The organism is Citrobacter sp. Cy070 (assembly GCF_030332245.1).
GTDB lineage: Bacteria > Pseudomonadota > Gammaproteobacteria > Enterobacterales > Enterobacteriaceae > Citrobacter > Citrobacter youngae.
The window spans coordinates 121,984-148,029 of the sequence record NZ_JAOWIG010000077.1 but is presented as its reverse complement, the minus strand read 5'-3'; the positions used below and the strand labels follow the sequence as shown (position 1 = coordinate 148,029).

Below are 26,046 nucleotides of genomic sequence, written 5' to 3'. Positions count from 1 at the left end.
TCAAACTACCGTTTCGCTACTCTCAAAGTGCTACAAATATAAAGATTTGGTTTCAAAAAGAAAAAATGTGTAACAAAATGTTATTTTTATGCAACTTTGTGAACAACTTCAAATTTCAGGTGTCCCTGCGATTGAATTTTGCTCGGTTTTATCTATTTATATGATTTTCTTATACTTAATTTTGCTAACGACATTTTTATCTAGCCCCGCAAAAAAGAACCATTTTTACAAATGCATATTTTGGCCGTCCAGAATGCCGTGCGAATGGGTAATAAATGCTCTATTTGATCATGAAGTGCTAATCCACAATAAAAATGGTGATTATTTTTTGTTCTCAAATGTTGCAGTGAAACATTGCGTAACAGGAAGGGGGAATTTACGGGTTGAGTTTAGTGCGGGATGAGAGTCCATCTAAGGCGACAAATACAGCAATGCGCTGAACGAAAAAGGCCAGCAGTGCTGGCCTTTATGATTAAAGCGACAACGTTAGAAGCTGGCGTTACGCGGTGTACGCGGGAACGGAATAACATCGCGGACGTTCTGTACGCCGGTGACATAAGCGATCAGACGCTCAAAGCCCAAACCAAAACCGGAATGCGGAACGGTACCGTAGCGACGCAGATCGCGATACCACCAGTAATCTTCTTTGTTCAGACCCATCTCCAGCATACGGGCATCCAGCACGTCCAGACGCTCTTCACGCTGAGAACCACCGATGATTTCACCGATTCCCGGTGCCAGCACGTCCATTGCCGCCACGGTTTTACCGTCGTCGTTAAGGTGCATATAAAACGCCTTAATATCTTTCGGATAGTTTTTAACAACCACCGGCGCTTTAAAGTGTTCTTCGGCAAGATAGCGTTCATGCTCAGAAGACAGATCAACACCCCAGTAAACCGGGTTTTCAAACTGTTTGCCGCATTTTTCCAGGATGCTTACCGCATCGGTGTAATCCACCTGCGCGAAGTCAGCATCAATAAAACGTTCCAGGCGTGATACCGCGTCTTTGTCGACACGTTCGGCGAAGAACTTCATATCATCCGCACGTTCTTCCAGTACGGCTTTGAACGCGTATTTCAGCATTGCTTCAGCCAGACCTGCAACATCGTTCAGATCGGCAAAAGCGACTTCCGGCTCAAGCATCCAAAACTCTGCGAGGTGACGGCTGGTGTTGGAGTTTTCCGCACGGAAAGTCGGTCCAAAGGTATAAATTTTGGACAGGGCGCAGGCGTAAGTTTCACCGTTCAACTGACCGGAAACGGTCAGGAACGCTTCCTTACCAAAGAAGTCTTTATCGAAATCGACTTTACCCTGATCGTTACGTGGCAGGTTTTCCAGATCCAGCGTAGAAACACGGAACATTTCACCCGCACCTTCCGTATCGGAAGCGGTGATCAGCGGAGTAGATACCCAAAAGAAACCCTGCTCGTGGAAGAAGCGATGCAGCGCTTGCGCCAGCGTATGACGTACGCGCGCTACCGCACCAATCATATTGGTGCGCGGACGCATATGCGCCACTTCACGCAGATACTCAATGCTGTGACGCTTAGCCGCCATTGGGTAGGTATCAGGATCTTCAACCCAGCCCGCGACTTCAACTTCAGTAGCCTGAATTTCAAAGCTCTGTCCTTGTCCAGGTGATGCAACGACTTTACCCGTTACGATAACTGAACAACCCGTCGTCAGGCGCAGCACGTCCTGATTGTAATTGGGCAGAGAATTATTGATGACGGCCTGTACAGGATCAAAGCAGGAACCGTCATAAACGGCGAGGAAGGAGATGCCAGCTTTTGAATCTCGGCGGGTACGCACCCATCCGCGCACGGTGACTTCGCTGTCAACGGCTACGCGGCCCTGGAGTACGTCGGCTACAGGCACAACGCTCATAATATTCTCTCTGTTAATAGTCGGATATATAAACACATGTCCACCCGTAATGGGGGGATACCTATGTTACCTGGCATCTGCAATCAGACAAGCAGAATTCGTAGCTGGAGTGAAAGATTTCGGAAATAAACGTGAAAAGGGAGCCAAAGTGGCTCCCTGGAAGGACTAGCTGGCTTTTTTAATATGCGGGAGATCGAAGGCTTTGCGCAGCGCGCGCACAAACGCTTTATCATGGCAGATGGTTTTACCCGGGCTGTCAGATAACTTCGCCACCGGTTTGCCGTTACATTCGACCAGCTTGATAACGATATTCAGCGGCTTAACCTGGGGGATGTTACACGTCAGGCGTGTCCCGATACCAAAGCTCAACTGCACGCGAGAAGAGAAGTGGCGGTAGAGTTCAATCGCTTTATTCAGATCGAGGTTATCGGAGAACACCAGCGTTTTGCTTTGCGGGTCAATGCCCAGTTTTTCATAATGGGCGATGGCTTTCTCACCCCATTCCACCGGATCGCCAGAGTCGTGGCGCAAACCCTGGTAGCGGGTCGCAAACTCAACGCCAAAGTCGCGCAAAAACGCGTCCATGGTGATGCAATCGGTCAGGGCGATGCCGAGCTGGTCGGGATATTCGTTCAGCCAGGCGGCCAGGGCAACGCGCTGGCTGGTGGCAAGCTCAGGGCTGATTTGCTGGTGTGCCTGGAACCATTCATGCGCCTGGGTTCCCATCGGCGTTAATGACAAACGACGGGCAAGATCGTAGTTGCTGGTGCCAACAAACCACGGCTCTTGCTGCAGGCGTTTAACGATAGCCTGCTGGACTTCACGTGAAAAACGACGACGCGTACCGAAATCCATCAGATGGAAGCGGGACATATCGACATCTTTCGTTAAAGCAGAGAATTCTGCTAATTTGTTTTCCAGCTCAGCCAGCGCCTGTGGGACGCCTGATTCGGGCGAGCGATAACGGTGTACCAGCTCGCTTATCACCGCTAACAGCGGAACTTCCCACATGATCACTTCGCGCCATGGCCCGGTTAAGCGAATGTTCAACTTACCGTTGTCATTGGTGACGCAAACCTGTTCCGGGTTATAGCGGAAATCACGTAACCAGGTGAGGTAATCAGCTTTGAAGAAAGGCAGGCCGGAGAGCCACTGGTACTCGTCCTCCTGCAGTCGCAGGTGCTGCATAGCATTCACCTGTTCGCGAATAGAATCGGCATAAATACCGAGCAGGTCATCGCCACGGCAACGAAATTCAGCCGCTACTTGTACATCATAGTAGTGGTGAAAAACGGCTTGCTGCATATGCAACTTATAAGCGTCTGTATCCAGCAGCGAGTGCAGAACAGGAGAAGCGAATTGTGTCATAGGTGCGCAGTAGCATCCTCTCACGGGAGCGTTTAGTACAATAAACAACTAAGAAAACCGCTGGAGTATACCCTGTTTAGCGATTTATTGAACCCCGATCACACCATAAGCTGTCTTTCTGGTCGAGGGCAATTCGTGCCGCGTGTTATAAAAATGTAGCAAAAAGGGCGTTTGTGCCTGAAAAGATGAACATTCTGCGTAGCGTGATTTACGCAACAGGAATAGACTGAAGCCGAGACTCTACCAAAGATGCTAAAGGTTTTTTTATGACACAACAGCCACAAGCCAAATACCGCCACGACTACCGTGCGCCGGATTACCAGATTACTGATATTGACTTGACCTTTGACCTGGATGCTGAAAAAACCGTGGTCACCGCAGTGAGCCAGGCTGTCCGTCATGGCACGTCCGATGCGCCCCTGCGCCTGAATGGCGAAGATCTGACCTTGGTGTCAATCCACGTGAATGACGAACCGTGGACAGCATATAAAGAAGAAGAGGGCGCCCTGGTCATCAATCAACTGCCGGAACGTTTTACGCTGCGTATCGTGAATGAAATTAGCCCAGCGGCGAATACCGCGCTGGAAGGGCTTTACAAGTCAGGTGACGCGCTGTGTACCCAGTGCGAAGCAGAAGGCTTTCGCCATATTACCTGGTATCTCGACAGGCCGGACGTGCTGGCGCGTTTTACTACCAAAATAATCGCCGATAAAACGCAATATCCGTTCCTGCTCTCCAACGGTAACCGTGTGGCGCAGGGTGAACTGGAAAATGGTCGTCACTGGGTACAGTGGCAGGATCCATTCCCGAAACCGTGCTATTTATTTGCGCTGGTGGCCGGTGATTTTGACGTCCTGCGCGACACTTTTACTACCCGCTCAGGGCGTGAAGTGGCGCTGGAACTGTACGTCGATCGCGGTAACCTGGACCGCGCGCCATGGGCGATGACCTCGCTGAAAAACTCCATGAAATGGGATGAAGAGCGCTTTGGCCTCGAGTATGACCTCGACATCTATATGATTGTCGCCGTGGATTTCTTCAACATGGGCGCGATGGAGAATAAAGGTCTGAACATCTTTAACTCCAAATACGTGCTGGCGCGTACCGATACCGCCACCGACAAAGATTACCTCGATATTGAGCGCGTCATCGGTCACGAATATTTCCATAACTGGACCGGCAACCGCGTGACCTGTCGCGACTGGTTCCAGTTGAGCCTGAAAGAGGGTTTAACTGTGTTCCGCGATCAGGAGTTCAGTTCCGATCTCGGCTCACGTGCGGTAAACCGCATCAGCAATGTGCGTACCATGCGCGGCCTGCAGTTTGCTGAGGACGCCAGCCCGATGGCGCATCCTATCCGTCCGGATATGGTCATTGAAATGAACAACTTCTATACCTTGACCGTATATGAGAAGGGTGCGGAAGTGATTCGTATGATCCACACCCTGCTGGGTGAGGCTAACTTCCAGAAAGGGATGCAGCTGTACTTTGAGCGTCACGATGGTAGCGCCGCGACCTGTGATGATTTCGTGCAGGCGATGGAAGATGCGTCGAACGTCGATCTCTCCCATTTCCGCCGCTGGTACAGCCAGTCCGGTACGCCGATTTTGACCGTGCGAGATGACTACAATCCAGCAACGGAACAGTACACACTGACTATCAGCCAGCGTACGCCAGCCACGCCGGATCAGGCTGAAAAGCAGCCCTTGCATATTCCTTTTGCCCTTGAGTTGTATGACAACGAAGGGAAAGTGATCCCGCTACAAAAAGGCGGGCACCCGGTGAATTCCGTACTCAACGTGACCCAGGCAGAGCAGACGTTTGTCTTTGATAACGTCTACTTCCAGCCGGTTCCGGCGCTGCTGTGCGAATTCTCCGCGCCGGTGAAACTGGAATATAAATGGAGCGATCAGCAACTGACCTTCCTGATGCGCCATGCGCGTAACGATTTCTCTCGTTGGGATGCGGCGCAAAGCCTGCTGGCGACCTATATTAAGCTCAACGTTGCCCGTCATCAGCAGGGACAACCGCTGTCGCTGCCGGTCCACGTGGCCGATGCATTCCGCGCGATTCTGCTCGATGAGAAAATCGATCCGGCACTGGCGGCAGAGATCCTGACGCTGCCTTCAGTAAATGAAATTGCCGAACTGTTCGACATCATTGATCCGGTGGCGATCGCCGAGGTACGCGAAGCGTTAACCCGCACGCTGGCGGCCGAGCTGGCGGATGAATTCCTCGCCATCTATAACGCTAATCATCTTGATGAGTATCGCGTTGAGCATGGCGATATTGGCAAACGTACGCTGCGCAACGCCTGCCTGCGATTCCTGGCCTTTGGCGAAACCCATCTGGCTGACACGCTGGTAAGCAAGCAGTACCGTGAAGCGAACAATATGACCGATGCGCTGGCGGCGCTGTCTGCGGCGGTCGCAGCACAGTTGCCGTGTCGTGACGCGCTGATGCAGGAATACGACGACAAATGGCACCATGACGGTCTGGTGATGGATAAATGGTTTATCCTGCAATCCACCAGCCCGGCTAGAAACGTGCTGGAAACGGTACGCGGCCTGTTGAAGCATCGCTCTTTTAGCATGAGTAACCCAAACCGCATCCGTTCGCTGATCGGTGCCTTCGCGGGCAGCAACCCGGCTGCATTCCATGCGGAAGATGGTAGCGGTTATCAGTTCCTGGTTGACATGCTGACTGAGCTCAACAGCCGTAACCCGCAGGTGGCGTCACGTCTGATTGAGCCGTTGATTCGTTTAAAACGCTATGATGCAAAACGTCAGGCGAAGATGCGTGCGGCGCTGGAACAGCTGAAAGGACTGGAGAATCTGTCAGGCGATCTGTTCGAGAAAATTACTAAAGCGTTGGCCTGAGACGTTGACCTGTAGTTTTGTAGGCCGGATAAGGCGGTAACGCCGTCATCCGGCAAAATGCCCGGTGGCGCTCATGCTTACCGGGCCTACAACGTCCTGAATGTTTATCCATGCAGTCGGATTGATTGTTCTGCCTCGCCACGCTGCATCACCCGATTCAACACCTCGGCTTCCAGTTCTGCCAGACGAAGAGAGCCAATCCGGCGTGGTCGCGCAATATCCACCGTTAAATCCAGTCCGATTTTTCCATCCTCAATCAGCAAGACACGATCGGCCATTGCCACCGCTTCGCTGACGTCATGGGTGACCAGCAGTACGGTAAAGCCGTGTTCCTGCCACAAAGAGACAATCAGCTCCTGCATTTCAAGGCGGGTTAAGGCATCCAGCGCGCCGAGGGGTTCATCCAGCAGAAGCAGACCGGGGCGATGAATTAATGCCCGCGCCAGAGCCACGCGCTGTTTTTGTCCGCCAGAAAGCGCTGCGGGCCACTCCTGAGCACGATTCTCCAGCCCAACTGCGGCCAGCGCATCTCGGGCTGCATTGCGCCACTGACCTTTCAGACCCAGACCGACGTTATCGATAACCGTCTTTCATGGCAGCAGACGCGCATCCTGAAACATCATTCGCGTATCATCCTGAATCTCTGCCAGCGGGGTGGTTCCGGCGAGTAATGCGCCAGAGGTGGGCGACTCCAGTCCAGCCAGCAGGCGCAGCAACGTACTTTTACCTCCGCCACTGCGGCCTACCACGGCAACGAACTGTCCGGCCGGAATATGCAAATCTAACTGATTGAGCACCGTATTGGCGGCGTATTGTTTCGTTACGGCGCTTAGCAACAGCGGTGTGCCCTGGTTCAGGCGAGCGGTGTTCATATGGTAGCCTCCTTCACATGGTAAGCCGGGTTCCAGCGCAGCCAGATTCGCTCCAGCAGTTGGGCACTGACATCGGCTAGCTTGCCGAGCAGGGCGTAGAGAATAATGGCCACCACGACCACATCGGTTTGCAGAAATTCGCGGGCGTTCATCGCCAGGTAGCCAATACCGGCATTGGCTGAAATGGTTTCTGCGACGATAAGCGTCAGCCACATCAGCCCGAGAGCGAAACGCACCCCAACCATAATCGAGGGCAGGGCGCCGGGGAGGATCACATGAATAAACAGTGAAAAACCAGACAACCCATAGCTGCGCGCCATTTCAACCAGCCCGCGGTCGATATTGCGTATCCCGTGCCAGGTGTTGATGTAAATCGGGAACAGCGTGCCCAGGGCGACGAGAAAGATCCTGGCGGATTCATCAATACCGAACCACAAAATCACCAGCGGGATCAGCGCCAGATGCGGTACGTTACGCAGCATCTGCACCGAGGTATCCAGCAGGCGTTCTCCCCAACGCGAAAGACCGCTGATCAGTCCCAGCGTCAGGCCAATCGATCCACCGATAGAGAATCCGATCAGCGCGCGCCAGGCGCTGATCGCCAGATGCTGCCAAAGTTCGCCGCTGGCGGAAAGCGTCCAGAAAGCTTCGACCACGCCCTCCGGTGAGGGCAGGATGCGGTTGGACAGCCAGCCCATTGATGATGCGAGCTGCCAGAGCGCCACCAGACCTACCGGTAAAAACCAGGGCGCGAGGCGCAATAACCACCTATTTTTCTGTGTTGCCATTAGCCGCTCCTTAGCTTTGTGCGACTTTACGCGGGATGAATTCGTTCGCAACCGCTTCGCCTTGCTGTTGCAGGCGCTGCGGTTGCGGAATTTCGGGTATCGCGACATCCAGATGCGGGAACAGCAGCTCACCAACTCTGTATGCCTCTTCCAGATGCGGATACCCGGACAGCACAAAGCTGTCGATTCCCAGCGCGGCATACTCGTTAATACGCGCTGCGACCGTAGGACCATCTCCGACCAGTGCGGTCCCTGCGCCACCGCGCACCAGTCCTACCCCTGCCCACAGGTTCGGGCTAATTTCCAGTTTGTCGCGTTTACCGTTGTGCAGTGCAGCCATTCGCTGCTGACCAACCGAATCCGTTTTTGAGAAGGCGGCCTGGGCTTTGGCGATGGTGTCGTCATCCAGATGGGCTATCAGACGATCCGCTGCCTGCCACGCCTCTTGCGTTGTCTCCCGTACGATCACATGCAGACGAATACCGAAGCGGATCTTGCGCCCGAGCGCCGCTGCTTTGGCCCGCACCTGTTCAATCTTCGCTTTCACCTGTTCAGGCGGTTCGCCCCAGGTCAGGTAGAGATCAACCTGTTCGGCGGCCAGATCTTGTGCGACGTCAGACGAGCCGCCGAAATAGAGTGGAGGATGTGGCCGCTGGATCGGCGGGAAGAACAGTTTTGCCCCGCGAACATGAATATGTTTGCCGTTGAAATCCACCGTTTCACCTTGCAGCAAGCGCCGCCAGACCTGAGTAAATTCGCCAGAGGCTTCATAGCGCTCGGTGTGATCGAGGAACACGCCGTCGCCAGCCAACTCCTGCGGATCGCTGCCGGTCACCAGGTTAAATAGCGCCCGACCATTAGAAAGCCTGTCGAGCGTTGCTGCCTGACGCGCGGCAACCGTCGGCGAGGTAACGCTTGGGCGTAGCGCGACCAAAAATTTTAACCGCTGGGTGACCGGGATCATCGAGGCGGCGACCAGCCAGGCATCTTCGCAGGAGCGACCGGTGGGGATCAGCACGCCGGTAAACCCCAGACGGTCGGCCGTTTGCGCAATTTGTTGCAGATATCCGTGATCGACCGGGCGCGAACCTTCTTCCGTTCCAAGATAATGACCGTCACCGTGGGTGGGTAAAAACCAGAACATGTTCAGACTCATAATTTTTCTCCTGCCTGCTGAGTGGGTTGCCAGATACGCTGGCGAATATCGATTTTTTTCGGCACCAGACGGTTGTCATAAAACAGATCCGCGGTTTGTTGCTGTAGCGCAGCAACAGAGTCGCTGACGGGCGTAATGGTGGTTGGCGGGCGGTGATCCAGATAAGAGGCAATTACCGGCTCAGGCAGGCCCATGGTTTTAGCCAGCAGGGCAATGCTTTGCTGCCGCTGGCTGAGGGTTAACGCATCGGCCTGGCTAAAGGTATTCAGTACGCCAAGAATAAAAGCGCCATTTTTTTCGGCATAAGGACGTGCGGCGAGATAAAACGAACCGGTTTGCTTGAGGTCTGAGCCGTCTTTCAGCACGCGTACATCACCTTGCAATAATGCGGCGGAATAGTAGGGATCCCAGATAGCCCACGCATCAACGTTTCCTTGCTGGAAGGCCGCTCGCGCATCGGCTGGCGTCAGATAGGTCGGTTGAATATCGGTAAATTTCAGTCCAGCCTGTTGCAGTGCACGGAGCAGTAAATTGTGGGCGCTGGAACCTTTCTGGAAAGCGACTTTATGTCCTTTAAGCTGCGCGACGTTCTGGATCGGGCTATTTTTCGGCACCAGAATCACTTCAGCTTTCGGTTTGGGGGGCTCAACGCCCACGTAAACCAGATCTGCCCCCGCGGCCTGGGCGAAAATGGGTGGAATGTCACCCGTACTGCCGAGATCGATACTGCCGATATTGAGCGCTTCCAGCATTTGTGGCCCGGCAGGGAACTCAACCCACGAGATTTTGGTTTGCGGGTAGCGTTTCTCAAGTAGCTGATGGCTTTTGGCCAACACCATGCTGACGCTCCCTTTCTGATAACCAATGCGTAGAGCATCGGGCGCAGGTTCTGCGGCGTGCGCCAGCGTTGACAGTGACAGCAGCCCAGCCAGTGTGAACCACGACGTGTGACGTTTGAGCAGATTAAGCATGGGCGGCACCTCGCAGGGCATTCAGTTGAGGGAGTTGGATATCGCGACGATGCAATGCCAGCCAGAAGGTGTCGAGCGCACTATCCATGCGCTGCTGCAGGTTGGGCGTAAACTGCGGTTTATGCTGATAATCGATGACCTGCGAATCATCGGCAAATACGCCGTGCAGGATCTCCTGGGCTTTTAACGCACTCAGTACCGGTTTCAGCGCGTAATCGACGGCCAGTAAATGCGCCACGCTGCCGCCGGTCGCCAGCGGCAACACCACTTTTCCTTCCAGCGCCCGCTCGGGGAGCAGATCGAGCAGCGTTTTCAGTGCGCCAGAGTAAGCGGCTTTGTAGACCGGCGTGGCGACAATCAGCCCGTCAGCATCTTGCAGTTGTTCAATAAATGTCTTCAGCGCCGGACTGTCAAAACGGGCATAGATTAGGTCTTCCGGGGCAAAGTTATGCAGGCTCCAGTGAAAGACTTCGACATCATGACCGTGCAGTTTTTCTCGGGCATATTCCAGTAACGCACTGGAGCGAGAAGGAAAGCGTGGGCTTCCCGCCAGAGTAATGACGCGCATAATTTCAACCTCTCCTTATAACTAATTGTTTGCTTTTAGTTAACATTGATAACAATTTATGCAGTCTGGCAGAGAGATTTTGTTTATCGAAATGATTTATACGGGATAGAAAAGTTGGAAATTGAATAAAAAGGCAGGGGCCAGGAAAACGATTGCTATTTATTGCCGCAGGTCAATTCCCTTTTTGCTCGCGATCGCACATAATACGCCCCCGGTTTGCACACCGGGAATCCAGGAGAGTTCATGTACTACCCCTTCGTTCGTAAAGCCCTTTTTCAGCTCGATCCAGAGCGCGCTCATGAATTGACATTCCAGCAGTTACGTCGCATTACCGGCACGCCGCTTGAAGCGCTTGTCCGCCAGAAGGTACCTGCAAAACCGGTTACCTGTATGGGGCTGACGTTTAAAAACCCGCTCGGTCTTGCTGCCGGACTGGATAAAGACGGGGAGTGCATTGATGCACTTGGCGCGATGGGATTCGGCTCAATTGAAATAGGTACCGTGACGCCGCGTCCTCAGCCGGGTAACGATAAACCGCGTCTGTTCCGTCTGGTTGATGCAGAAGGTTTGATCAACCGCATGGGGTTTAATAACCTGGGTGTTGATAACCTGGTTGAGAACGTTAAAAAATCGCATTTTGACGGTATTCTGGGGATTAATATTGGCAAGAATAAAGATACTCCAGTAGAGAATGGCAAAGATGACTATCTGATTTGTATGGAAAAAGTCTATGCTTATGCAGGTTATATTGCGATTAATATCTCTTCACCGAATACGCCGGGATTACGTACGCTGCAATACGGCGAGGCTCTGGACGATCTGCTGACGGCTATTAAAAATAAGCAAAACGATCTGCAAGCGATCCACCATAAATATGTGCCGGTGGCGGTAAAGATCGCGCCGGATCTTTCTGTGGAAGAACTGACCCAGGTTGCTGACAGTTTAGTTCGGCATAATATTGATGGCGTAATTGCGACTAACACCACGCTCGATCGTTCGCTCGTTCAGGGAATGAAAAATTGCGATCAAATGGGTGGTCTGAGCGGGCGACCATTGCAATTAAAAAGTACAGAAATTATTCGCCAGTTGTCTCAGGAATTAAAAGGGCAGTTGCCAATTATTGGTGTTGGCGGGATCGACTCGGTGATTGCCGCGCGGGAAAAAATGGCTGCCGGCGCAAGCCTCGTACAGATTTATTCGGGCTTTATTTTTAAAGGTCCGCCGTTGATTAAAGAAATCGTCAGCAATATCTGATCTATGCCTTAATCCGACAACCAGGGCTTTATTTCTGGCCCTGGTTGTTTTATATTCCTTTACTGTTGCTTATTTAAACATTCTGAGCTTTTATTATTAAGGCAATAAACGAAGCGGCAAAAGGATACTGTCGTAATGGCGATGATTAAGGAAAGGAGAGAAACTGATGCGAATTAAACCCGACGATAACTGGCGCTGGTATTATGATGAAGAGCACGATCGTATGATGCTCGATTTAGCCAATGGCATGTTATTCCGCTCGCGTTTTGCGCGTAAAATGCTCACGCCTGATGCTTTTTCTCCATCTGGTTTTTGTGTTGATGACGCCGCGCTTTATTTCTCCTTCGAAGAAAAATGCCGTTATCTGGATTTAGCTAAAGAACAAAAAGCGGAACTGGTGCTAAATGCGCTGGTGGCTATTCGGTATCTTAAACCGCAAATGCCAAAAAGCTGGCACTTTGTTGCGCACGGTATTAACTGGTCGCCAACCGTGGGTGACGCCGCCAGTGTGGATTTAAGCGATACCGAAGAACAGGTAAATCTGTTAGTGGTAGAGCCGGGTGAAAATGCCGCACTGTGTTTGCTTGCGCAGCCCGGAGTGGTCATTGCTGGTCGCACCATGCAACTTGGCGATGCGATTAAAATCATGAATGACAGACTGAAACCACAGGCAATTGTCGACAGTTTCAACCTTGAGCAGGCGGTCTAACTTTCCAGCCTGATTGCTGCCTTGGGTACACAACTGCAGCAAAGAATCGTTCCGTCATCGCCAATCGCTGATTTTTTCAGTGGGTTGACTTCGCCTTCTACCAGCCGAATCCGGCAGCATCCGCAAATTCCCGCACGACACGAGTAGGGAACACGGATCCCCTGGTTTTCCAGCTGTTCCAACAATACCTGCTGATTATTTCCGCGAAACGTTTGACCCTGCCAGTCAATCATCACTGTTGCATCGGGTTGTTGTTGCAAAGCCGTATCATCAGATTCCGCCGCGCTGTACAGCCGGGCGGGTCGGGTCGCCAGTATTTCGACTTCATCACCTACACGAATTACGCCGCTATTACGGGCGATGAGATTCTGGCCGAAATCGACATCACCGTTGTCCGCCGCCGTGCGGAAGGTTTGCAGCGTTGCCAGTGGCTCGCCAGACGGATGTTTCTGGCCTTTTTCCGGGCTAACGGTAGTGAAAATACAGCGGCTACAGGGTTTTGCCACATCAAAAATGACGTCGCCGATGCGAATCACTTTCCAGGTATCTTCTTCCCAGGCGCCAGCGCCTGAAATCACCAGATTAGGGCGAAACTGTTCCATTTTGACGCTTGCCGGACAGCGCTGTTGCAGATCGCGTAGCGACGCTTCATTGGTCAGCAGGTAGGGATAACCGTCGGCGAAGGATAAGGGAACGTCATCGTGGCGCTTTACCCGGCGCGTCAGTTGCGGGCCAACCCAACGCAACTGCACATCACGGGAAAAGAAACCGCTGATCCAGCGATTGATATCCGCTGGTGCTACTCGCGCGGTAAAATGGTTTCCCCACACTTCTGTTGGTGCATCCTGGGTGGCAAAGTCGGCAAAGCGCACTAACGCGCTGCTGCCGTCTGGCGCCGTAAGATGCAGTCCATCGTGGAAAGGAGAAGGGGTAAAGCGGACCATTTGCGGGAACTGTCGGGCAGTGATGAACGTTCCGTCAGGTTCAGTGATCATAAATATGCGATCAAAGGCAAGGCCGCTGATATCTGCCAGGGCGTGCGTTAGCCCAATGCCGCGCATTGATTTAACCGGATGGATAAAAAGTCGGGTTAACGTGACCACTGTACAGCCCCTCGAATGAAAATAAGCCTTCAACTTTATGACATACAGCCCATATTAGCTATAATGCGCAGCAATTTTCTTGGAGTAAAAGTGACATTATGAATTCTCTGTTTGCCAGTACGGCCCGCGGGCTGGAAGAGCTGTTAAAAACTGAACTGGAAAACCTCGGCGCGCTGGAGTGCCAGGTCGTTCAGGGTGGGGTCCATTTTAAGGGCGACACGCGGCTTGTTTACCAGAGCCTGATGTGGAGCCGCCTGGCCTCGCGCATTATCCTGCCGATGGGAGAATGCAAGGTCTACAGCGATCTTGATCTGTACCTCGGCGTTCAGGCAATCGACTGGACAGAGATATTTAATCCTGGTGCCACCTTTGCCGTGCATTTTAGCGGCCTGAACGAGACGATTCGTAATAGTCAGTACGGTGCACTGAAAGTAAAGGATGCGATTGTCGATGCCTTTACCCGTAAAAACCTGCCGCGTCCGAACGTAGATCGTGAATCACCCGATCTGCGCATTAACGTCTGGTTGAACAAAGATACCGCCAGCATCGCCCTCGATCTGAGCGGTGACGGCCTGCATCAGCGTGGTTATCGCGATCGCGCGGGTCAGGCGCCGATTAAAGAAACGCTGGCCGCCGCTATTGTTATGCGTTCTGGCTGGCAGCCGGGAACCCCGTTACTCGATCCGATGTGTGGTTCCGGCACACTGCTGATTGAAGCGGCGATGTGGGCAACCGATCGCGCGCCGGGCCTGCACCGTGGCTACTGGGGCTTCAACGGTTGGGCGCAGCACGATGAAGTCGTCTGGCAAGAAGTCAAAGCCGAAGCACAGGTTCGTGCACGCAAAGGGTTGGCGGACTATACCTCGCACTTCTATGGATCTGACAGCGATGCGCGGGTAATTGAAAAAGCGCGCAGTAATGCCCGCCGCGCCGGTATTGCCGATCTGATGACGTTTGACGTTAAAGATGTCGCTAAACTGAGCAACCCGCTGCCGAAAGGACCGTATGGGACGGTTATCAGCAACCCGCCATACGGCGAACGTCTGGATAGCGAACCGGCGTTGATAGCTCTGCACAGCCTGCTGGGACGCACGATGAAAAACCAGTTTGGCGGCTGGAATTTGTCGCTGTTCAGCGCCTCGCCGGATCTGCTCAGCAGCCTGCAATTGCGTGCGGATAAACAGTTTAAAGCGAAAAATGGTCCGCTGGATTGCGTACAGAAGAACTATCACGTTGCAGAAACGACCGCTGACAGCAAACCTGCAACGGTGGCGGAAGATTATGCCAACCGCCTGCGCAAGAATATTAAGAAATTGGAAAAATGGGCACGTCAGGAAGGGATTGAATGCTATCGCCTGTATGACGCTGACCTGCCGGAATACAACGTTGCAGTGGACCGCTATGGTGACTGGGTCGTGGTTCAGGAATATGCGCCGCCGAAGACGGTTGATGCGCAGAAAGCACGTCAACGCCTGTTCGACATTATCGCCGCAACGCTGTCGGTACTGGAAATCGCGCCCAATAAACTGGTGCTGAAAACCCGTGAGCGCCAGAAAGGGAAGAACCAATACCAGAAAATGAACGAGAAGGGCGAGTTCATTGAGGTGAGCGAGTATAACGCGCGCCTGTGGGTAAACCTGACCGATTATCTGGATACCGGCCTGTTCCTCGATCACCGAATTGCACGCCGCATGTTGGGGCAGATGAGCAAAGGGAAAGACTTCCTTAACCTGTTCTCCTATACCGGCAGCGCCAGCGTACATGCGGGATTGGGCGGTGCGCGCAGCACCACAACGGTAGATATGTCGCGTACCTATCTGGAATGGGCAGAGCGTAACCTGCGACTGAACGGGTTAAGCGGACGTGCGCACCGCTTGATTCAGGCCGACTGCCTGGGCTGGCTGCGTGATGCCAATGAACAGTTTGATCTGATCTTCATTGATCCGCCGACGTTCTCTAACTCTAAGCGTATGGAAGACTCGTTCGATGTGCAGCGCGATCATCTGGCGCTGATGAAAGATCTGAAACGCCTGCTGCGTAAAGACGGCACGATTATGTTCTCCAACAACAAACGTGGATTCCGTATGGACCTCGACGGTCTGGCTGAACTGGGATTGAAAGCACAAGAAATTACCCAAAAAACGCTTTCCCAGGACTTTGCCCGTAACCGCCAGATCCACAACTGCTGGCTGATTACCGCAGCCTGAAAGGAAAAATAAATGTCATTGATCAGTATGCATGGCGCATGGCTGTCGTTCAGCGATTCGCCACTTCTTGATAATGCAGAATTGCATATCGAGGATAACGAACGCGTCTGTCTGGTAGGCCGTAACGGCGCGGGCAAATCGACGCTGATGAAGATCCTGAACCGTGAGCAGGGTCTTGACGATGGGCGTATTATTTATGAGCAGGATCTGGTTGTGGCGCGTCTGCAGCAGGATCCGCCGCGCAACGTGCAGGGTAGCGTCTACGATTTCGTCGCCGAAGGGATTGCAGAACAGGCGGTTTACCTCAAGCGTTATCATGATATCTCGCATCTGGTGATCACCGACCCGAGTGATAAAAACCTCCAGGAACTGGCGAAGGTTCAGGAACAGCTGGATCACCATAATCTGTGGCAGCTGGAAAACCGTATTAATGAAGTACTGGAACAGCTTGGCCTGGAAGCAGACATGGAGCTGGCATCGCTTTCCGGCGGCTGGTTACGTAAGGCGGCGCTGGGCCGTGCGTTAGTAAGTAACCCGCGCGTACTGCTGCTGGATGAACCGACGAACCACCTGGATATTGAAACCATCGACTGGCTGGAAGGGTTCCTGAAAACCTTCAATGGGACAATCATTTTCATCTCCCACGACCGTTCATTTATTCGCAATATGGCGACGCGCATTGTCGATCTCGACCGCGGCAAGCTGGTGACCTATCCCGGGAACTACGATCAGTATCTGCTGGATAAAGAAGAAGCATTGCGCGTAGAAGAGTTACAAAACGCGGAATTTGACCGCAAACTGGCGCAGGAAGAAGTCTGGATCCGTCAAGGTATTAAGGCGCGTCGAACCCGCAATGAAGGTCGCGTGCGTGCGCTGAAAGCCATGCGTCGCGAGCGTGGCGAGCGGCGTGAAGTGATGGGCACAGCGAAGATGCAGGTCGAAGAAGCGAGCCGCTCAGGCAAGATTGTTTTCGAAATGGAGAATGTTGATTACCAGGTTGACGGGAAGCAACTGGTGAAAGATTTCTCCGCGCAGGTGCAGCGCAGCGACAAAATTGCCTTAATTGGGCCTAACGGCTGCGGCAAAACAACGCTGCTGAAGCTGATGCTGGGACAATTACAGGCCGACAGTGGTCGCATCCACGTCGGGACGAAACTGGAAGTTGCCTATTTCGACCAGCACCGTGCTGAACTGGATCCGGATAAAACCGTGATGGATAACCTTGCTGAAGGTAAGCAAGAGGTGATGGTGAACGGTAAGCCGCGCCATGTGCTGGGCTATCTTCAGGACTTCCTGTTCCATCCGAAACGTGCGATGACGCCAGTACGTGCGCTCTCTGGCGGGGAACGCAATCGCCTGCTGTTGGCGCGTTTGTTCCTGAAACCCAGCAATCTGTTAATTCTCGATGAACCCACCAACGATCTCGACGTCGAAACGCTGGAACTGCTCGAAGAGTTGATTGACGGTTATCAGGGGACCGTATTGCTGGTAAGCCACGACCGTCAGTTTGTTGACAATACTGTTACCGAGTGCTGGATTTTTGAAGGTGGCGGCAAAATTGGTCGTTATGTGGGCGGCTATCATGACGCGCGTGGCCAACAAACACAGTATGTGGCGTTTAAACAACCCGTTGAGAAAAAAACGGAGGAAACTGTTGCGCCTAAAGCAGAAATTGTAAAACGCGGCACCAGCAAACTAAGCTATAAACTACAGCGCGAACTGGAGCAACTTCCTGCGCTGCTTGAAGAACTGGAAGCTAAGCTGGAAGCCTTACAGACTCAGGTTGCTGACGCCGCGTTTTTTAGTCAGCCGCACGAGCAAACGCAACAGGTGTTAGCTAATCTGAACGAAGCAGAACAAGAACTTGAGCAAGCCTTTGAGCGCTGGGAGTATCTTGAGTCTTTGAAGAATGGCGCATAATTAAAGGAGCACATATGTGCGAACATCACCATGCCGCGAAGCATATTTTGTGCTCGCAGTGTGACATGCTGGTGGCGCTTCCTCGCCTTGAGCATGGTCAGAAAGCGGCATGTCCACGATGTGGCACTACGTTAACGGTTGAGTGGGACGCGCCACGGCAGCGTCCTACCGCCTATGTGTTAGCAGCATTGTTCATGCTGCTTTTATCAAACCTGTTTCCCTTTGTGAATATGAACGTCGCAGGGGTGAGTAGTGAAGTGACGTTGCTGCAAATTCCCAGCGTGCTCTTTTCTGAAGATTACGCCAGTCTCGGCACCTTCTTTATCTTATTCGTTCAGTTGGTTCCGGCCTTTTGTCTGCTGACGATCCTGCTACTGGTAAACCGGGTTCAGATGCCCGAGCGGCTTAAAGCATGGCTGGCGCGCATTTTGTTTCAGTTAAAAAGCTGGGGAATGGCAGAAATCTTCCTTGCGGGCGTGCTGGTGAGCTTTGTTAAACTAATGGCCTATGGCGATATCGGTGTGGGCAGTAGTTTCATCCCGTGGTGCTTCTTTTGTCTTCTCCAGTTACGAGCATTCCAGTGTGTCGATCGTCGCTGGCTGTGGGATGATATTGCGCCGATGCCGGCTATCAAACAGGTCTTAAAGCCAGGTGTTCCCGGTATCCGACAAGGGTTGCGTTCCTGCTCCTGTTGCACGGCTATTCTTCCGGCTGATGAGCTGGTGTGTCCGCGTTGTCAAACGAAAGGCTATGTGCGTCGTAAAAACAGTTTGCAATGGACACTGGCACTACTGTTCACGTCGATCATGCTTTATCTTCCTGCCAATATTCTGCCGATTATGATCACCGATCTGCTGGGGTCAAAACTGCCATCAACCATTCTTGAGGGCGTGGTTTTAATCTGGAGCGAAGGTTCTTATCCCGTGGCTGCAGTTATCTTTATCGCCAGTATTATGGTGCCGACCTTAAAAATGATCGCCATTGCCTGGCTATGTTGGGATGCCAAAGGGCATGGCAAACGCGACAGCGAACGTATGCACCTGATTTATGAGGTGGTGGAATTTGTCGGTCGCTGGTCAATGATCGACGTTTTTGTTATTGCGGTACTCTCTGCGCTGGTGCGCATGGGAGGGTTAATGAACATTTATCCTGCAATGGGTGCTTTGATGTTTGCTTTAGTCGTCATTATGACAATGTTTTCTGCGATGACATTTGATCCGCGTCTGTCGTGGGACCGTGAACCAGAACCAGGCCATGAGGAGTCCTGACAGCATGGAATCTAAAAGTGGGGAAGCCAAAGTGCAGAAGGTAAAAAACTGGTCGCCCGTGTGGATATTCCCGATCGTCACTGCACTCATTGGCGCATGGGTTCTGTTTTACCACTACAGCCATCAGGGGCCGGAAGTCACGTTGATTACGACCAATGCCGAAGGTATTGAAGGGGGCAAAACGACGATTAAGAGCCGCAGTGTGGACGTCGGCATCGTTGAGAGCGCAACCCTGACGGATGATCTGACCCATGTGGAGATTAAAGCGCGTCTTAATTCCGGTATGGAAAAGCTGCTGCATAAAGATTCTGTTTTTTGGGTTGTGAAGCCGCAGGTGGGGCGTGAAGGTATCAGTGGCCTGGGAACGCTGTTGTCCGGGGCATATATTGAGCTGCAACCCGGTAATAAAGGCAGCAAGCTGGAAAATTACCAATTGCTCGATTCTCCACCGCTGGCGCCGCCTGATGCGAAAGGGATCCGCGTGATCCTGGACAGTAAAAAAGCCGGTCAATTGAGTCCGGGTGACCCGGTGCTGTTCCGTGGATATCGCGTGGGCTCGGTTGAGACCAGCACGTTTGATGCTCAAAAACGCACGATCAGCTACCAGCTTTTCATCAATGCGCCAAACGATCGACTGGTAACCAGTAATGTCCGTTTCTGGAAAGACAGCGGTATTGCCGTCGATCTCACTTCGGCAGGTATGCGAGTAGAAATGGGCTCGCTCACGACGCTGTTTGGCGGTGGGGTAAGCTTTGACGTACCGGAAGGGCTGGAGCAAGGCCAACCGGTTGAACAGCATTCCTCTTTTAATCTGTATGACGATCAAAAAAGTATTCAGGATTCCTTGTATACCGATCACATTGATTACCTGATGTTCTTCAAGGATTCAATTCGTGGTCTGCAGCCGGGTGCGCCGTTGGAATTCCGTGGTATACGCCTGGGTACAGTAAGTAAAGTGCCTTTCTTCGCGCCAAATATGCGCCAGGTATTTAACAATGATTACCGCATTCCTGTTCTGGTGCGTATTGAACCTGAACGGCTGAAAGCGCAGTTGGGTGAAGACACCGATGTGGGGGCTCATCTTGCTGAGTTGCTCAAACGTGGGCTGAGAGGCTCATTGAAGACGGGGAACCTGGTGACCGGCGCGCTGTATGTCGATCTCGACTTTTACCCGAAAGAGCCGCCAATTACAGGGGTACGCGAGTTTAATGGTTATCAAATTATCCCAACAGTGAGTGGCGGTCTGGCGCAGATTCAGCAACGTCTGATGGAAGCGTTGGATAAGATTAATGGCCTGCCGCTGAACCCGATGATTGAGCAGGCAACCAATACGCTGTCGGAAAGCCAGCGCACGATGAAGCATCTGCAAACTACGCTGGATAACATGAATAAGATCACGTCCAGCCAGTCGATGCAGCAACTTCCTGCGGATATGCAGAATACGTTACGTGAACTGAATCGCAGCATGCAGGGCTTCCAGCCGGGTTCTGCGGCCTATAACAAGATGGTGGCGGATATGCAGCGTCTTGATCAGGTGCTACGTGAACTGCAACCGGTACTGAAAACGCTGAACGACAAGAGCAACGCGCTGGTATTTGAAGCGAAGGACAAAAAAGATCCAGAGCCGAAGAGGGCGAAACAATGAAAAAGTGGCTAGTGGTGATGATGGCGGTCTGGCTGACGTCATGCAGCTCCAGCGGAGAGAGTAAAAGCTATTATCAGCTCCCCATTGCGCAAGGGGGGGGACAAAGTTCAGCTAATCAGGGCAATCGCCTGTTGTGGGTTGAACAGGTTGCAGTACCTGATTACCTGGCGGGGAATGGTGTGGTGTACCAGACCAGCGACGTGAAGTATGTGATAGCAAATAACAATCTCTGGGCCAGCCCACTGGATCAGCAGCTGCGTAATACCCTTGTCGCAAATCTCAGTATGCAACTTCCTGGTTGGGTGGTCGCTTCTCAGCCGTTGGGAAGCACTCAGGATACGCTTAACGTGACGGTGACAGGCTTTCACGGACGTTACGACGGCAAAGTGATTGTCAGCGGTGAATGGTTGCTGAATCACCAGGGGCAATTAATCAAGCGTCCGTTCCATATCGAAGTTGTACAGACGCAGGATGGCTACGATGAAATGGTGAAAGTTCTTGCCAACGCCTGGAGTCAGGAAGCGACGGCCATTGCTCAAGAGCTGAAACGTATCCCATAAGCTTAAATAATTGTAAATTATGCCGCCCCTGGCTCACCGCCCGGGGCGGTTTTTTTATTTTTTTAGCCGTGGAGATAGCTGTTCTGACTGACTATTTTTGTACAAATGATTTAGAGGCTAGCTCACAAATATGACACTGGCGTGAATTTTGCGCATTGACGAGTCTAATGTTTAGGGGTATTCGTTTAGTGTGATTGCACACTTAGTAATCACTGTTTTCTTTTCCACCAGACCTAAAAATGAGGGAAACGAGGCATGAAGAGACAAAAACGAGATCGCCTGGAACGGGCACATCAACGTGGATATCAGGCCGGCATTGCCGGACGCTCAAAAGAAATGTGTCCCTATCAGACGCTGAATCAGAGGTCATACTGGCTGGGAGGCTGGCGAGAAGCCATGGGGGATAGGGTTTTAATGGCCTGATTCTGTCTCTTTAGATAAAAGAAACCTCCGCTAAGCGGAGGTTTCGCCTTTTGTAGACCGGCAAAATAACGTGCGCTGCCATTCGGCCATGTCGCACTGCCAGACCTACAGATGTCTGCGATTAGAACGCCGAGGTGTCCTGGAACAGACCCACTTTCAGATCATTTGCGGTGTAGATCAGGCGACCATCAACCAGCACTTCACCATCAGCCAGACCCATGATCAGGCGGCGGTTAACGATGCGTTTGAAGTGAATGCGGTAAGTGACTTTCTTCGCGGTCGGCAGAACCTGACCTGTGAATTTCACTTCGCCCACGCCCAGTGCACGGCCTTTACCTTCGCCGCCCAACCAGCCGAGATAGAATCCAACCAACTGCCACATGGCATCCAGACCCAGGCAACCTGGCATTACCGGATCGCCGATAAAATGGCATCCGAAGAACCACAGGTCCGGGTTGATGTCCAGTTCAGCTTCCACATAACCTTTGTCAAAGTTGCCGCCGGTTTCGGTCATCTTGATGACACGATCCATCATCAGCATGCTTGGTGCAGGCAGTTGTGGGCCTTTAGCACCAAACAGCTCACCGCGACCAGAGGCAAGAAGGTCTTCTTTTGTATAGGATTCGCGTTTATCTACCATGTTCTCTGTAAGCCTTATTTTATTGAAGCACGCAGGATAGCTAACACGTGTACGCTGAACAAGTCCGATCAGTTCGGAATAATCCAATTCAGCCAACGTAGCGGCCATGGAAAACGGTGACGGCCTTCCTGTTGCGTTGCCGCAGCAATACGCTCCTGGATAGTTTGCATCAGCGTCGTCTGACCTTCTCCATCCCACACCAAATTTAATAGCAGTGGCAGCGCATCGGTCACGTCGTCTACTGCCCAGATAGTGAATTTTTCTTCTTCAACAGCCTGCAACAGTGCGGGTGGCAGGCTCAGATGTCTGACGTTGGCTGCAGGGATAATCACACCCTGAGTCCCCGTTAATTCACGCTGCTGGCAGATGGCAAAGAAGCCTTCAATTTTCTCATTCAGACCGCCGACAGGTTGAGCACGACCAAACTGATCGACAGAACCGGTTATCGCGATGCTTTGATTGACGGGAACGTCAGCGAGGGCGCTTATTAGCGCACACAGTTCTGCCATAGAGGCGCTGTCACCGTCTACTTCACTGTATGATTGCTCAAATGTCAGAGAGGCAGAGAACGGTATTTGCTGTTCAAGCTGGAGTTCCGACATCAGGAACGCCTGCATAATCATCATACCCTTGGCATGAATATTTCCGCCCAGCTCGGCTTTACGTTCAATATCGGTAAATTCGCCATCGCCAATATGCACGACGCAACTGATACGTGAAGGTTCACCAAATGCGCGGGGATGACCTGGAAATTCGATCACCGACAGGGCGTTTATTTGCCCAATACGCTCGCCTTCCGTTTCAATGAGGATCTGCTCTTGCAGGATCTCATCCTGCATCCGTTCAGAGAGGAATCCTTCTCGCCATTCACGCTGAGCAAGCATCAGGCTCAATTGCTCCGCAGTGCAGGTATCACTGTCGCAAAGAGGGGCCACTTCTTTGAGCTGGCGGGTGATCCATAGCGGATTAAGCGGCAGCGTATCCTGTTCGCCGGTATAGCGAACGGCTTCGCGGATGAGAACCTGCCAGGCATCGGCAGCGGGATAGGGCAGATTGTTGCGGCGGGCAGTATGCGTTACCCACTGACACCACTGTGTCATGGTTTCGGCATCCACTATCTGCAAGTTATCTTCAAATTCGCTGTAGATAGCCTGTTCTGCCAGTTCTGGTTCCATTTCCTGGAAGTCTGCCAGCGATTCACGTTCGCCGACCAACACCACTTTCAGTTTAAGCGACATAGAAGGGACGGAGACTGGCAGGGGGCGAGACTCATCAAAAGCCACCCAGTCAAAACGTTCGTGGCTGACAATGGCTTTCAGGCGCATCCACAACAACGGCTGAGCCAGAAGTGTGCGCAATGAGATAACCAGCACACCGCCGTTGGCCTGATGGACCAGTCCCGGTTGCAGCGTAATTTCGCCATTGAACTGGCGCAGACAGCCAAACAGTTGTTCGGCCTCAACCCAGTCAGCATTAACCACCTGAGTTAACGTCGCAAAGTTGTCGTCTGCTTTCTCTGCTGCGCGGTAACGAATAGTGTGGCCGGATACATCGTAATGCCCCCCGGTTAACTTATCGGCATCCGCATGCAAGGTACGTGCAGCCGTTGCAATAAGATTGAGATACTCCAGCTCTTCGGGCGCTTTCACCAGCATAAACGAGGACGTAGCCCAGTGCTGAAGAAGTTGCTCTAGCGCGAATTGTAAACGTGGCTGAGTATCACTGAGTAAGGTGTCGGTGTCGTCAGTGACGTGCGGCTGTGCAAATATTTCCTGATAGCTATCGGTATCAGGAACCAGATCACGCCATGCAAGTTTCGTAATGGTCAAAGTTGATGTTTTTTAGTCTGTTGTAAAAAACGAGATTATACCGTAACCATCAGCACTGCACACGTGGAAAGCGCCGCTAAACGAATGTGATGACGAGCGACAGTTCACAGGCTGGATATTCTTTTCTTCAGATGCCGAAAAAGCTGATATTCTGATAAGAGTTACACGGTAACATTGAGATCGCAATGAAATATCAACAACTTGAAAATCTTGAAAGCGGATGGAAATGGAAGTACCTGGTGAAGAAGCATCGCGAGGGGGAGTTGATTACCCGCTATGTGGAAGCCAGCGCTGCCAAAGAAGCCGTTGATTTGTTGCTAACCCTCGAAAATGAACCGGTTCGGGTCAACGCCTGGATTGAAGAATACATGAACCCAGCACTGCTCAATCGTATGAAGCAAACGATCCGGGCGAGGCGTAAGCGGCACTTTAATGCAGAACATCAGCATACGCGTAAGAAATCGATCGATCTGGAGTTTATGGTCTGGCAGCGTTTAGCCGGGCTTGCGCAGCGACGTGGTAAAACGCTCTCAGAAACGATTGTGCAGTTGATTGAAGATGCGGAACATAAAGAAAAGTATGCGAACAAGATGTCGACATTGAAACAGGATCTACAGGCGTTACTGGGTAAAGAGTAGGGGACGGGTAACGTCAATATGGAATGTGTCTGTGCTTTTACATGATATGTAGGTGAAAAAAAACCCCGCCAGGCGGGGTTTTTTTATAAGACGATAACTTAAGCCTGAGGCTGAGTTACAACGTCTTTGATGCCTTTAACTTCGATCTCAACACGACGATCCGGAGCCAGGCAGTCGATCAGCGCAGCGCGAGCTTTCACGTTGTCACAGGTGTTGCCGGTAACCGGGTTGGATTCGCCCATACCACGTGCGGAGATTTTGTCAGAAGGAATACCTTTAGAGATCAGGTAATCAACAACAGACTGAGCACGTTTCTCAGACAGACCCTGGTTGTAAGCGTCAGAACCGATGCGGTCAGTGAAGCCCAGAACAACGACGGAACCGTCTTTCGGATCCAGGTTGCTCAGCTGGCTGTACATCTGATCCAGAGCCTGCTGGCCTTCTGGTTTCAGAGTCGCTTTGTTGAAGTTGAACAGAACGTCAGACTTCAGAGTGAAGTGTTTGGTCTGTACTTCTGGAGCCGGAGCCGGAGCCGGAGCAACTACCGGAGCTGCTTCTTCCTGCTGGCCGAAACGGTAAGAAACACCAACGCTCAACAGACCGTTGTCTGGACGACCACCAACGGTGTTCGCGTCACCGATGTTGTTGGTCCACTGGTATTCCAGACGGGTAGCGATTTCAGGAGTAATTGCATACTCTACGCCGCCAGCGAATACTGGGGATACACCAGTGTCGTGGTCTTTGAAGCCGTCGTTGTTTTTAGCATCTGCACGCCAAACCATACCACCCAGACGGGTATAAACGTCCAGATCGTCAGTGATTGGGTAACCCAGTTTAGCGGTCAGCTGAACGCCCTGAGCTTTGAATGCGCCATTTTCAGTGTTGCCTTTGTACGGCATACGACCTAACCAGTCGTAACCCATTTCAAAACCAACGTACGGGTTAACCTGGTAACCACCGAACGCACCAGCACCCAGTTGGCTTTCGTGGGTCGGTCCGTTGTTGTTGATCTGATTGTTGCCGATGTCATGGAACTGGGACCAACCCAGTTTAGCACCAGTATACCAGGTGTTATCTTTCGGAGCGGCCTGCGCCACGGTAGCGAAACCAGCCAGTGCCACTGCAATTGCGATAGCTGTCTTTTTCATTTTATGCGCCTCGTTATCATCCAAAATTCGCCATGAATATCTCCAGAGAGATAACACGGTTAAATCCTTCACCCGGGGACCAGTTCAATAGTTACTCTACCGATATCTGCGGCTTACGCCGAGCACCCCTGGCGATGTAAAGTCTACAACGTAGTTGAAAACTTACAAGTGTGAAGTCCGTCAGGCATATGAAAAAAAAAGGCTTGTATACAC

The 26,046-nt window shown here is 52.1% G+C and carries 20 protein-coding genes and 1 pseudogene; 10 read left to right on the top strand and 11 right to left on the bottom strand.

The window, feature by feature from the left end; all coding sequences use genetic code 11:
- Positions 1-486: 486 nt before the first annotated feature.
- Positions 487-1,887, bottom strand: a complete 1,401-nt coding sequence (gene asnS, locus OGY19_RS16400; RefSeq protein WP_286596824.1) for an asparagine--tRNA ligase — start codon at positions 1,885-1,887, stop codon at positions 487-489.
- A gap of 165 nt (positions 1,888-2,052) precedes the next feature.
- Positions 2,053-3,255 (bottom strand): nicotinate phosphoribosyltransferase, encoded by a 1,203-nt coding sequence (gene pncB, locus OGY19_RS16395; protein ID WP_101742835.1) that lies wholly within the window; start codon positions 3,253-3,255, stop codon positions 2,053-2,055.
- A gap of 266 nt (positions 3,256-3,521) precedes the next feature.
- On the opposite strand from pncB, the gene pepN reads away from it, so the two are divergent.
- Positions 3,522-6,134, top strand: coding sequence for an aminopeptidase N (gene pepN / locus OGY19_RS16390; protein WP_115602298.1), 2,613 nt, complete (start codon positions 3,522-3,524; stop codon positions 6,132-6,134).
- A 104-nt stretch (positions 6,135-6,238) separates the two neighbouring features.
- Here pepN and ssuB read toward each other — a convergent pair.
- The 5 genes and pseudogenes from ssuB to ssuE form a co-directional block, all read right to left on the bottom strand.
- Positions 6,239-7,006 (bottom strand): annotated as a pseudogene (ssuB, locus tag OGY19_RS16385) (aliphatic sulfonates ABC transporter ATP-binding protein).
- Positions 7,003-7,794, bottom strand: coding sequence for an aliphatic sulfonate ABC transporter permease SsuC (ssuC, locus tag OGY19_RS16380; protein WP_115602297.1), 792 nt, complete (start codon positions 7,792-7,794; stop codon positions 7,003-7,005). The pseudogene ssuB and the gene ssuC overlap by 4 nt, the downstream one beginning before the upstream one ends.
- A gap of 10 nt (positions 7,795-7,804) precedes the next feature.
- The gene (gene ssuD / locus OGY19_RS16375) at positions 7,805-8,950 is read right to left on the bottom strand and encodes an FMNH2-dependent alkanesulfonate monooxygenase (protein WP_115602296.1); all 1,146 of its coding nucleotides are present in this window, start codon (positions 8,948-8,950) and stop codon (positions 7,805-7,807) included.
- A complete protein-coding gene (locus OGY19_RS16370; protein WP_061067632.1) occupies positions 8,947-9,921 on the bottom strand; it encodes a sulfonate ABC transporter substrate-binding protein in 975 nt (324 codons plus the stop codon). Before OGY19_RS16370 ends, ssuD begins: the two co-directional genes overlap by 4 nt.
- A complete protein-coding gene (gene ssuE, locus OGY19_RS16365) occupies positions 9,914-10,489 on the bottom strand; it encodes an NADPH-dependent FMN reductase (RefSeq protein ID WP_115602295.1) in 576 nt (191 codons plus the stop codon). The genes OGY19_RS16370 and ssuE overlap by 8 nt, the downstream gene beginning before the upstream one ends.
- A 243-nt stretch (positions 10,490-10,732) precedes the next feature.
- Between ssuE and pyrD the strand changes: the two genes are divergently transcribed.
- Entirely contained in the window at positions 10,733-11,743 is a 1,011-nt protein-coding gene (gene pyrD / locus OGY19_RS16360; protein ID WP_115602294.1) for a quinone-dependent dihydroorotate dehydrogenase, read from the top strand.
- 166 nt (positions 11,744-11,909) lie between these two features.
- Positions 11,910-12,452, top strand: coding sequence for a cell division protein ZapC (gene zapC, locus OGY19_RS16355; RefSeq protein ID WP_115602293.1), 543 nt, complete (start codon positions 11,910-11,912; stop codon positions 12,450-12,452).
- Here the strand turns inward: zapC and OGY19_RS16350 are convergent.
- Positions 12,449-13,555: a YcbX family protein gene (locus tag OGY19_RS16350; RefSeq protein WP_115602292.1), complete on the bottom strand. Its 1,107-nt coding sequence runs from the start codon at positions 13,553-13,555 to the stop codon at positions 12,449-12,451. The genes zapC and OGY19_RS16350 overlap by 4 nt on opposite strands.
- 98 nt (positions 13,556-13,653) lie before the next feature.
- Here OGY19_RS16350 and rlmKL point away from each other — a divergent pair, with 98 nt between their 5' ends.
- The 6 genes from rlmKL (at position 13,654) to rmf (ending at position 21,578) form a co-directional block, all read left to right on the top strand.
- Complete coding sequence (rlmKL, locus tag OGY19_RS16345) at positions 13,654-15,762, top strand: bifunctional 23S rRNA (guanine(2069)-N(7))-methyltransferase RlmK/23S rRNA (guanine(2445)-N(2))-methyltransferase RlmL (RefSeq protein WP_061067637.1); 2,109 nt, start codon at positions 13,654-13,656, stop codon at positions 15,760-15,762.
- A gap of 12 nt (positions 15,763-15,774) precedes the next feature.
- Positions 15,775-17,682 carry an ABC transporter ATP-binding protein gene (locus OGY19_RS16340; protein ID WP_101742826.1) on the top strand — a complete coding sequence of 636 codons (1,908 nt, stop codon included), beginning with the start codon at positions 15,775-15,777 and terminating at the stop codon, positions 17,680-17,682.
- 14 nt (positions 17,683-17,696) lie between these two features.
- A complete protein-coding gene (gene pqiA, locus OGY19_RS16335; RefSeq protein ID WP_048212115.1) occupies positions 17,697-18,950 on the top strand; it encodes a membrane integrity-associated transporter subunit PqiA in 1,254 nt (417 codons plus the stop codon).
- Positions 18,951-18,954: 4 nt separating this feature from the next.
- Complete coding sequence (gene pqiB, locus OGY19_RS16330; RefSeq protein WP_048212114.1) at positions 18,955-20,595, top strand: intermembrane transport protein PqiB; 1,641 nt, start codon at positions 18,955-18,957, stop codon at positions 20,593-20,595.
- The gene (pqiC, locus tag OGY19_RS16325; protein WP_115602291.1) at positions 20,592-21,155 is read left to right on the top strand and encodes a membrane integrity-associated transporter subunit PqiC; all 564 of its coding nucleotides are present in this window, start codon (positions 20,592-20,594) and stop codon (positions 21,153-21,155) included. Before pqiB ends, pqiC begins: the two co-directional genes overlap by 4 nt.
- Before the next feature lie 255 nt (positions 21,156-21,410).
- Positions 21,411-21,578 (top strand): ribosome modulation factor, encoded by a 168-nt coding sequence (gene rmf / locus OGY19_RS16320; protein ID WP_003035871.1) that lies wholly within the window; start codon positions 21,411-21,413, stop codon positions 21,576-21,578.
- A gap of 121 nt (positions 21,579-21,699) precedes the next feature.
- Here rmf and fabA read toward each other — a convergent pair whose 3' ends face one another.
- Positions 21,700-22,218, bottom strand: coding sequence for a bifunctional 3-hydroxydecanoyl-ACP dehydratase/trans-2-decenoyl-ACP isomerase (gene fabA / locus OGY19_RS16315; protein ID WP_003035875.1), 519 nt, complete (start codon positions 22,216-22,218; stop codon positions 21,700-21,702).
- A 68-nt stretch (positions 22,219-22,286) separates the two neighbouring features.
- On the bottom strand, positions 22,287-24,047 hold the full coding sequence (locus tag OGY19_RS16310; protein WP_115602290.1) for an AAA family ATPase: 1,761 nt from the start codon (positions 24,045-24,047) through the stop codon (positions 22,287-22,289).
- 185 nt (positions 24,048-24,232) lie between these two features.
- Here OGY19_RS16310 and matP point away from each other — a divergent pair, with 185 nt between their 5' ends.
- Positions 24,233-24,685 carry a macrodomain Ter protein MatP gene (gene matP, locus OGY19_RS16305; protein WP_005123520.1) on the top strand — a complete coding sequence of 151 codons (453 nt, stop codon included), beginning with the start codon at positions 24,233-24,235 and terminating at the stop codon, positions 24,683-24,685.
- A gap of 98 nt (positions 24,686-24,783) precedes the next feature.
- Here matP and ompA read toward each other — a convergent pair whose 3' ends face one another.
- Positions 24,784-25,833: a porin OmpA gene (gene ompA, locus OGY19_RS16300; protein WP_048212110.1), complete on the bottom strand. Its 1,050-nt coding sequence runs from the start codon at positions 25,831-25,833 to the stop codon at positions 24,784-24,786.
- Positions 25,834-26,046: the final 213 nt, after the last annotated feature.

Bases quoted from the DNA above. Each gene is read 5' to 3' on its own strand.
- asnS (WP_286596824.1), bottom strand. From the start codon at position 1,887: ATGAGCGTTGTGCCTGTAGCCGACGTACTCCAGGGCCGCGTAGCCGTT.
- pncB (WP_101742835.1), bottom strand. From the start codon at position 3,255: ATGACACAATTCGCTTCTCCTGTTCTGCACTCGCTGCTGGATACAGAC.
- pepN (WP_115602298.1), top strand. From the start codon at position 3,522: ATGACACAACAGCCACAAGCCAAATACCGCCACGACTACCGTGCGCCG.
- ssuC (WP_115602297.1), bottom strand. From the start codon at position 7,794: ATGGCAACACAGAAAAATAGGTGGTTATTGCGCCTCGCGCCCTGGTTT.
- ssuD (WP_115602296.1), bottom strand. From the start codon at position 8,950: ATGAGTCTGAACATGTTCTGGTTTTTACCCACCCACGGTGACGGTCAT.
- OGY19_RS16370 (WP_061067632.1), bottom strand. From the start codon at position 9,921: ATGCTTAATCTGCTCAAACGTCACACGTCGTGGTTCACACTGGCTGGG.
- ssuE (WP_115602295.1), bottom strand. From the start codon at position 10,489: ATGCGCGTCATTACTCTGGCGGGAAGCCCACGCTTTCCTTCTCGCTCC.
- pyrD (WP_115602294.1), top strand. From the start codon at position 10,733: ATGTACTACCCCTTCGTTCGTAAAGCCCTTTTTCAGCTCGATCCAGAG.
- zapC (WP_115602293.1), top strand. From the start codon at position 11,910: ATGCGAATTAAACCCGACGATAACTGGCGCTGGTATTATGATGAAGAG.
- rlmKL (WP_061067637.1), top strand. From the start codon at position 13,654: ATGAATTCTCTGTTTGCCAGTACGGCCCGCGGGCTGGAAGAGCTGTTA.
- OGY19_RS16340 (WP_101742826.1), top strand. From the start codon at position 15,775: ATGTCATTGATCAGTATGCATGGCGCATGGCTGTCGTTCAGCGATTCG.
- pqiA (WP_048212115.1), top strand. From the start codon at position 17,697: ATGTGCGAACATCACCATGCCGCGAAGCATATTTTGTGCTCGCAGTGT.
- pqiB (WP_048212114.1), top strand. From the start codon at position 18,955: ATGGAATCTAAAAGTGGGGAAGCCAAAGTGCAGAAGGTAAAAAACTGG.
- pqiC (WP_115602291.1), top strand. From the start codon at position 20,592: ATGAAAAAGTGGCTAGTGGTGATGATGGCGGTCTGGCTGACGTCATGC.
- rmf (WP_003035871.1), top strand. From the start codon at position 21,411: ATGAAGAGACAAAAACGAGATCGCCTGGAACGGGCACATCAACGTGGA.
- fabA (WP_003035875.1), bottom strand. From the start codon at position 22,218: ATGGTAGATAAACGCGAATCCTATACAAAAGAAGACCTTCTTGCCTCT.
- matP (WP_005123520.1), top strand. From the start codon at position 24,233: ATGAAATATCAACAACTTGAAAATCTTGAAAGCGGATGGAAATGGAAG.
- ompA (WP_048212110.1), bottom strand. From the start codon at position 25,833: ATGAAAAAGACAGCTATCGCAATTGCAGTGGCACTGGCTGGTTTCGCT.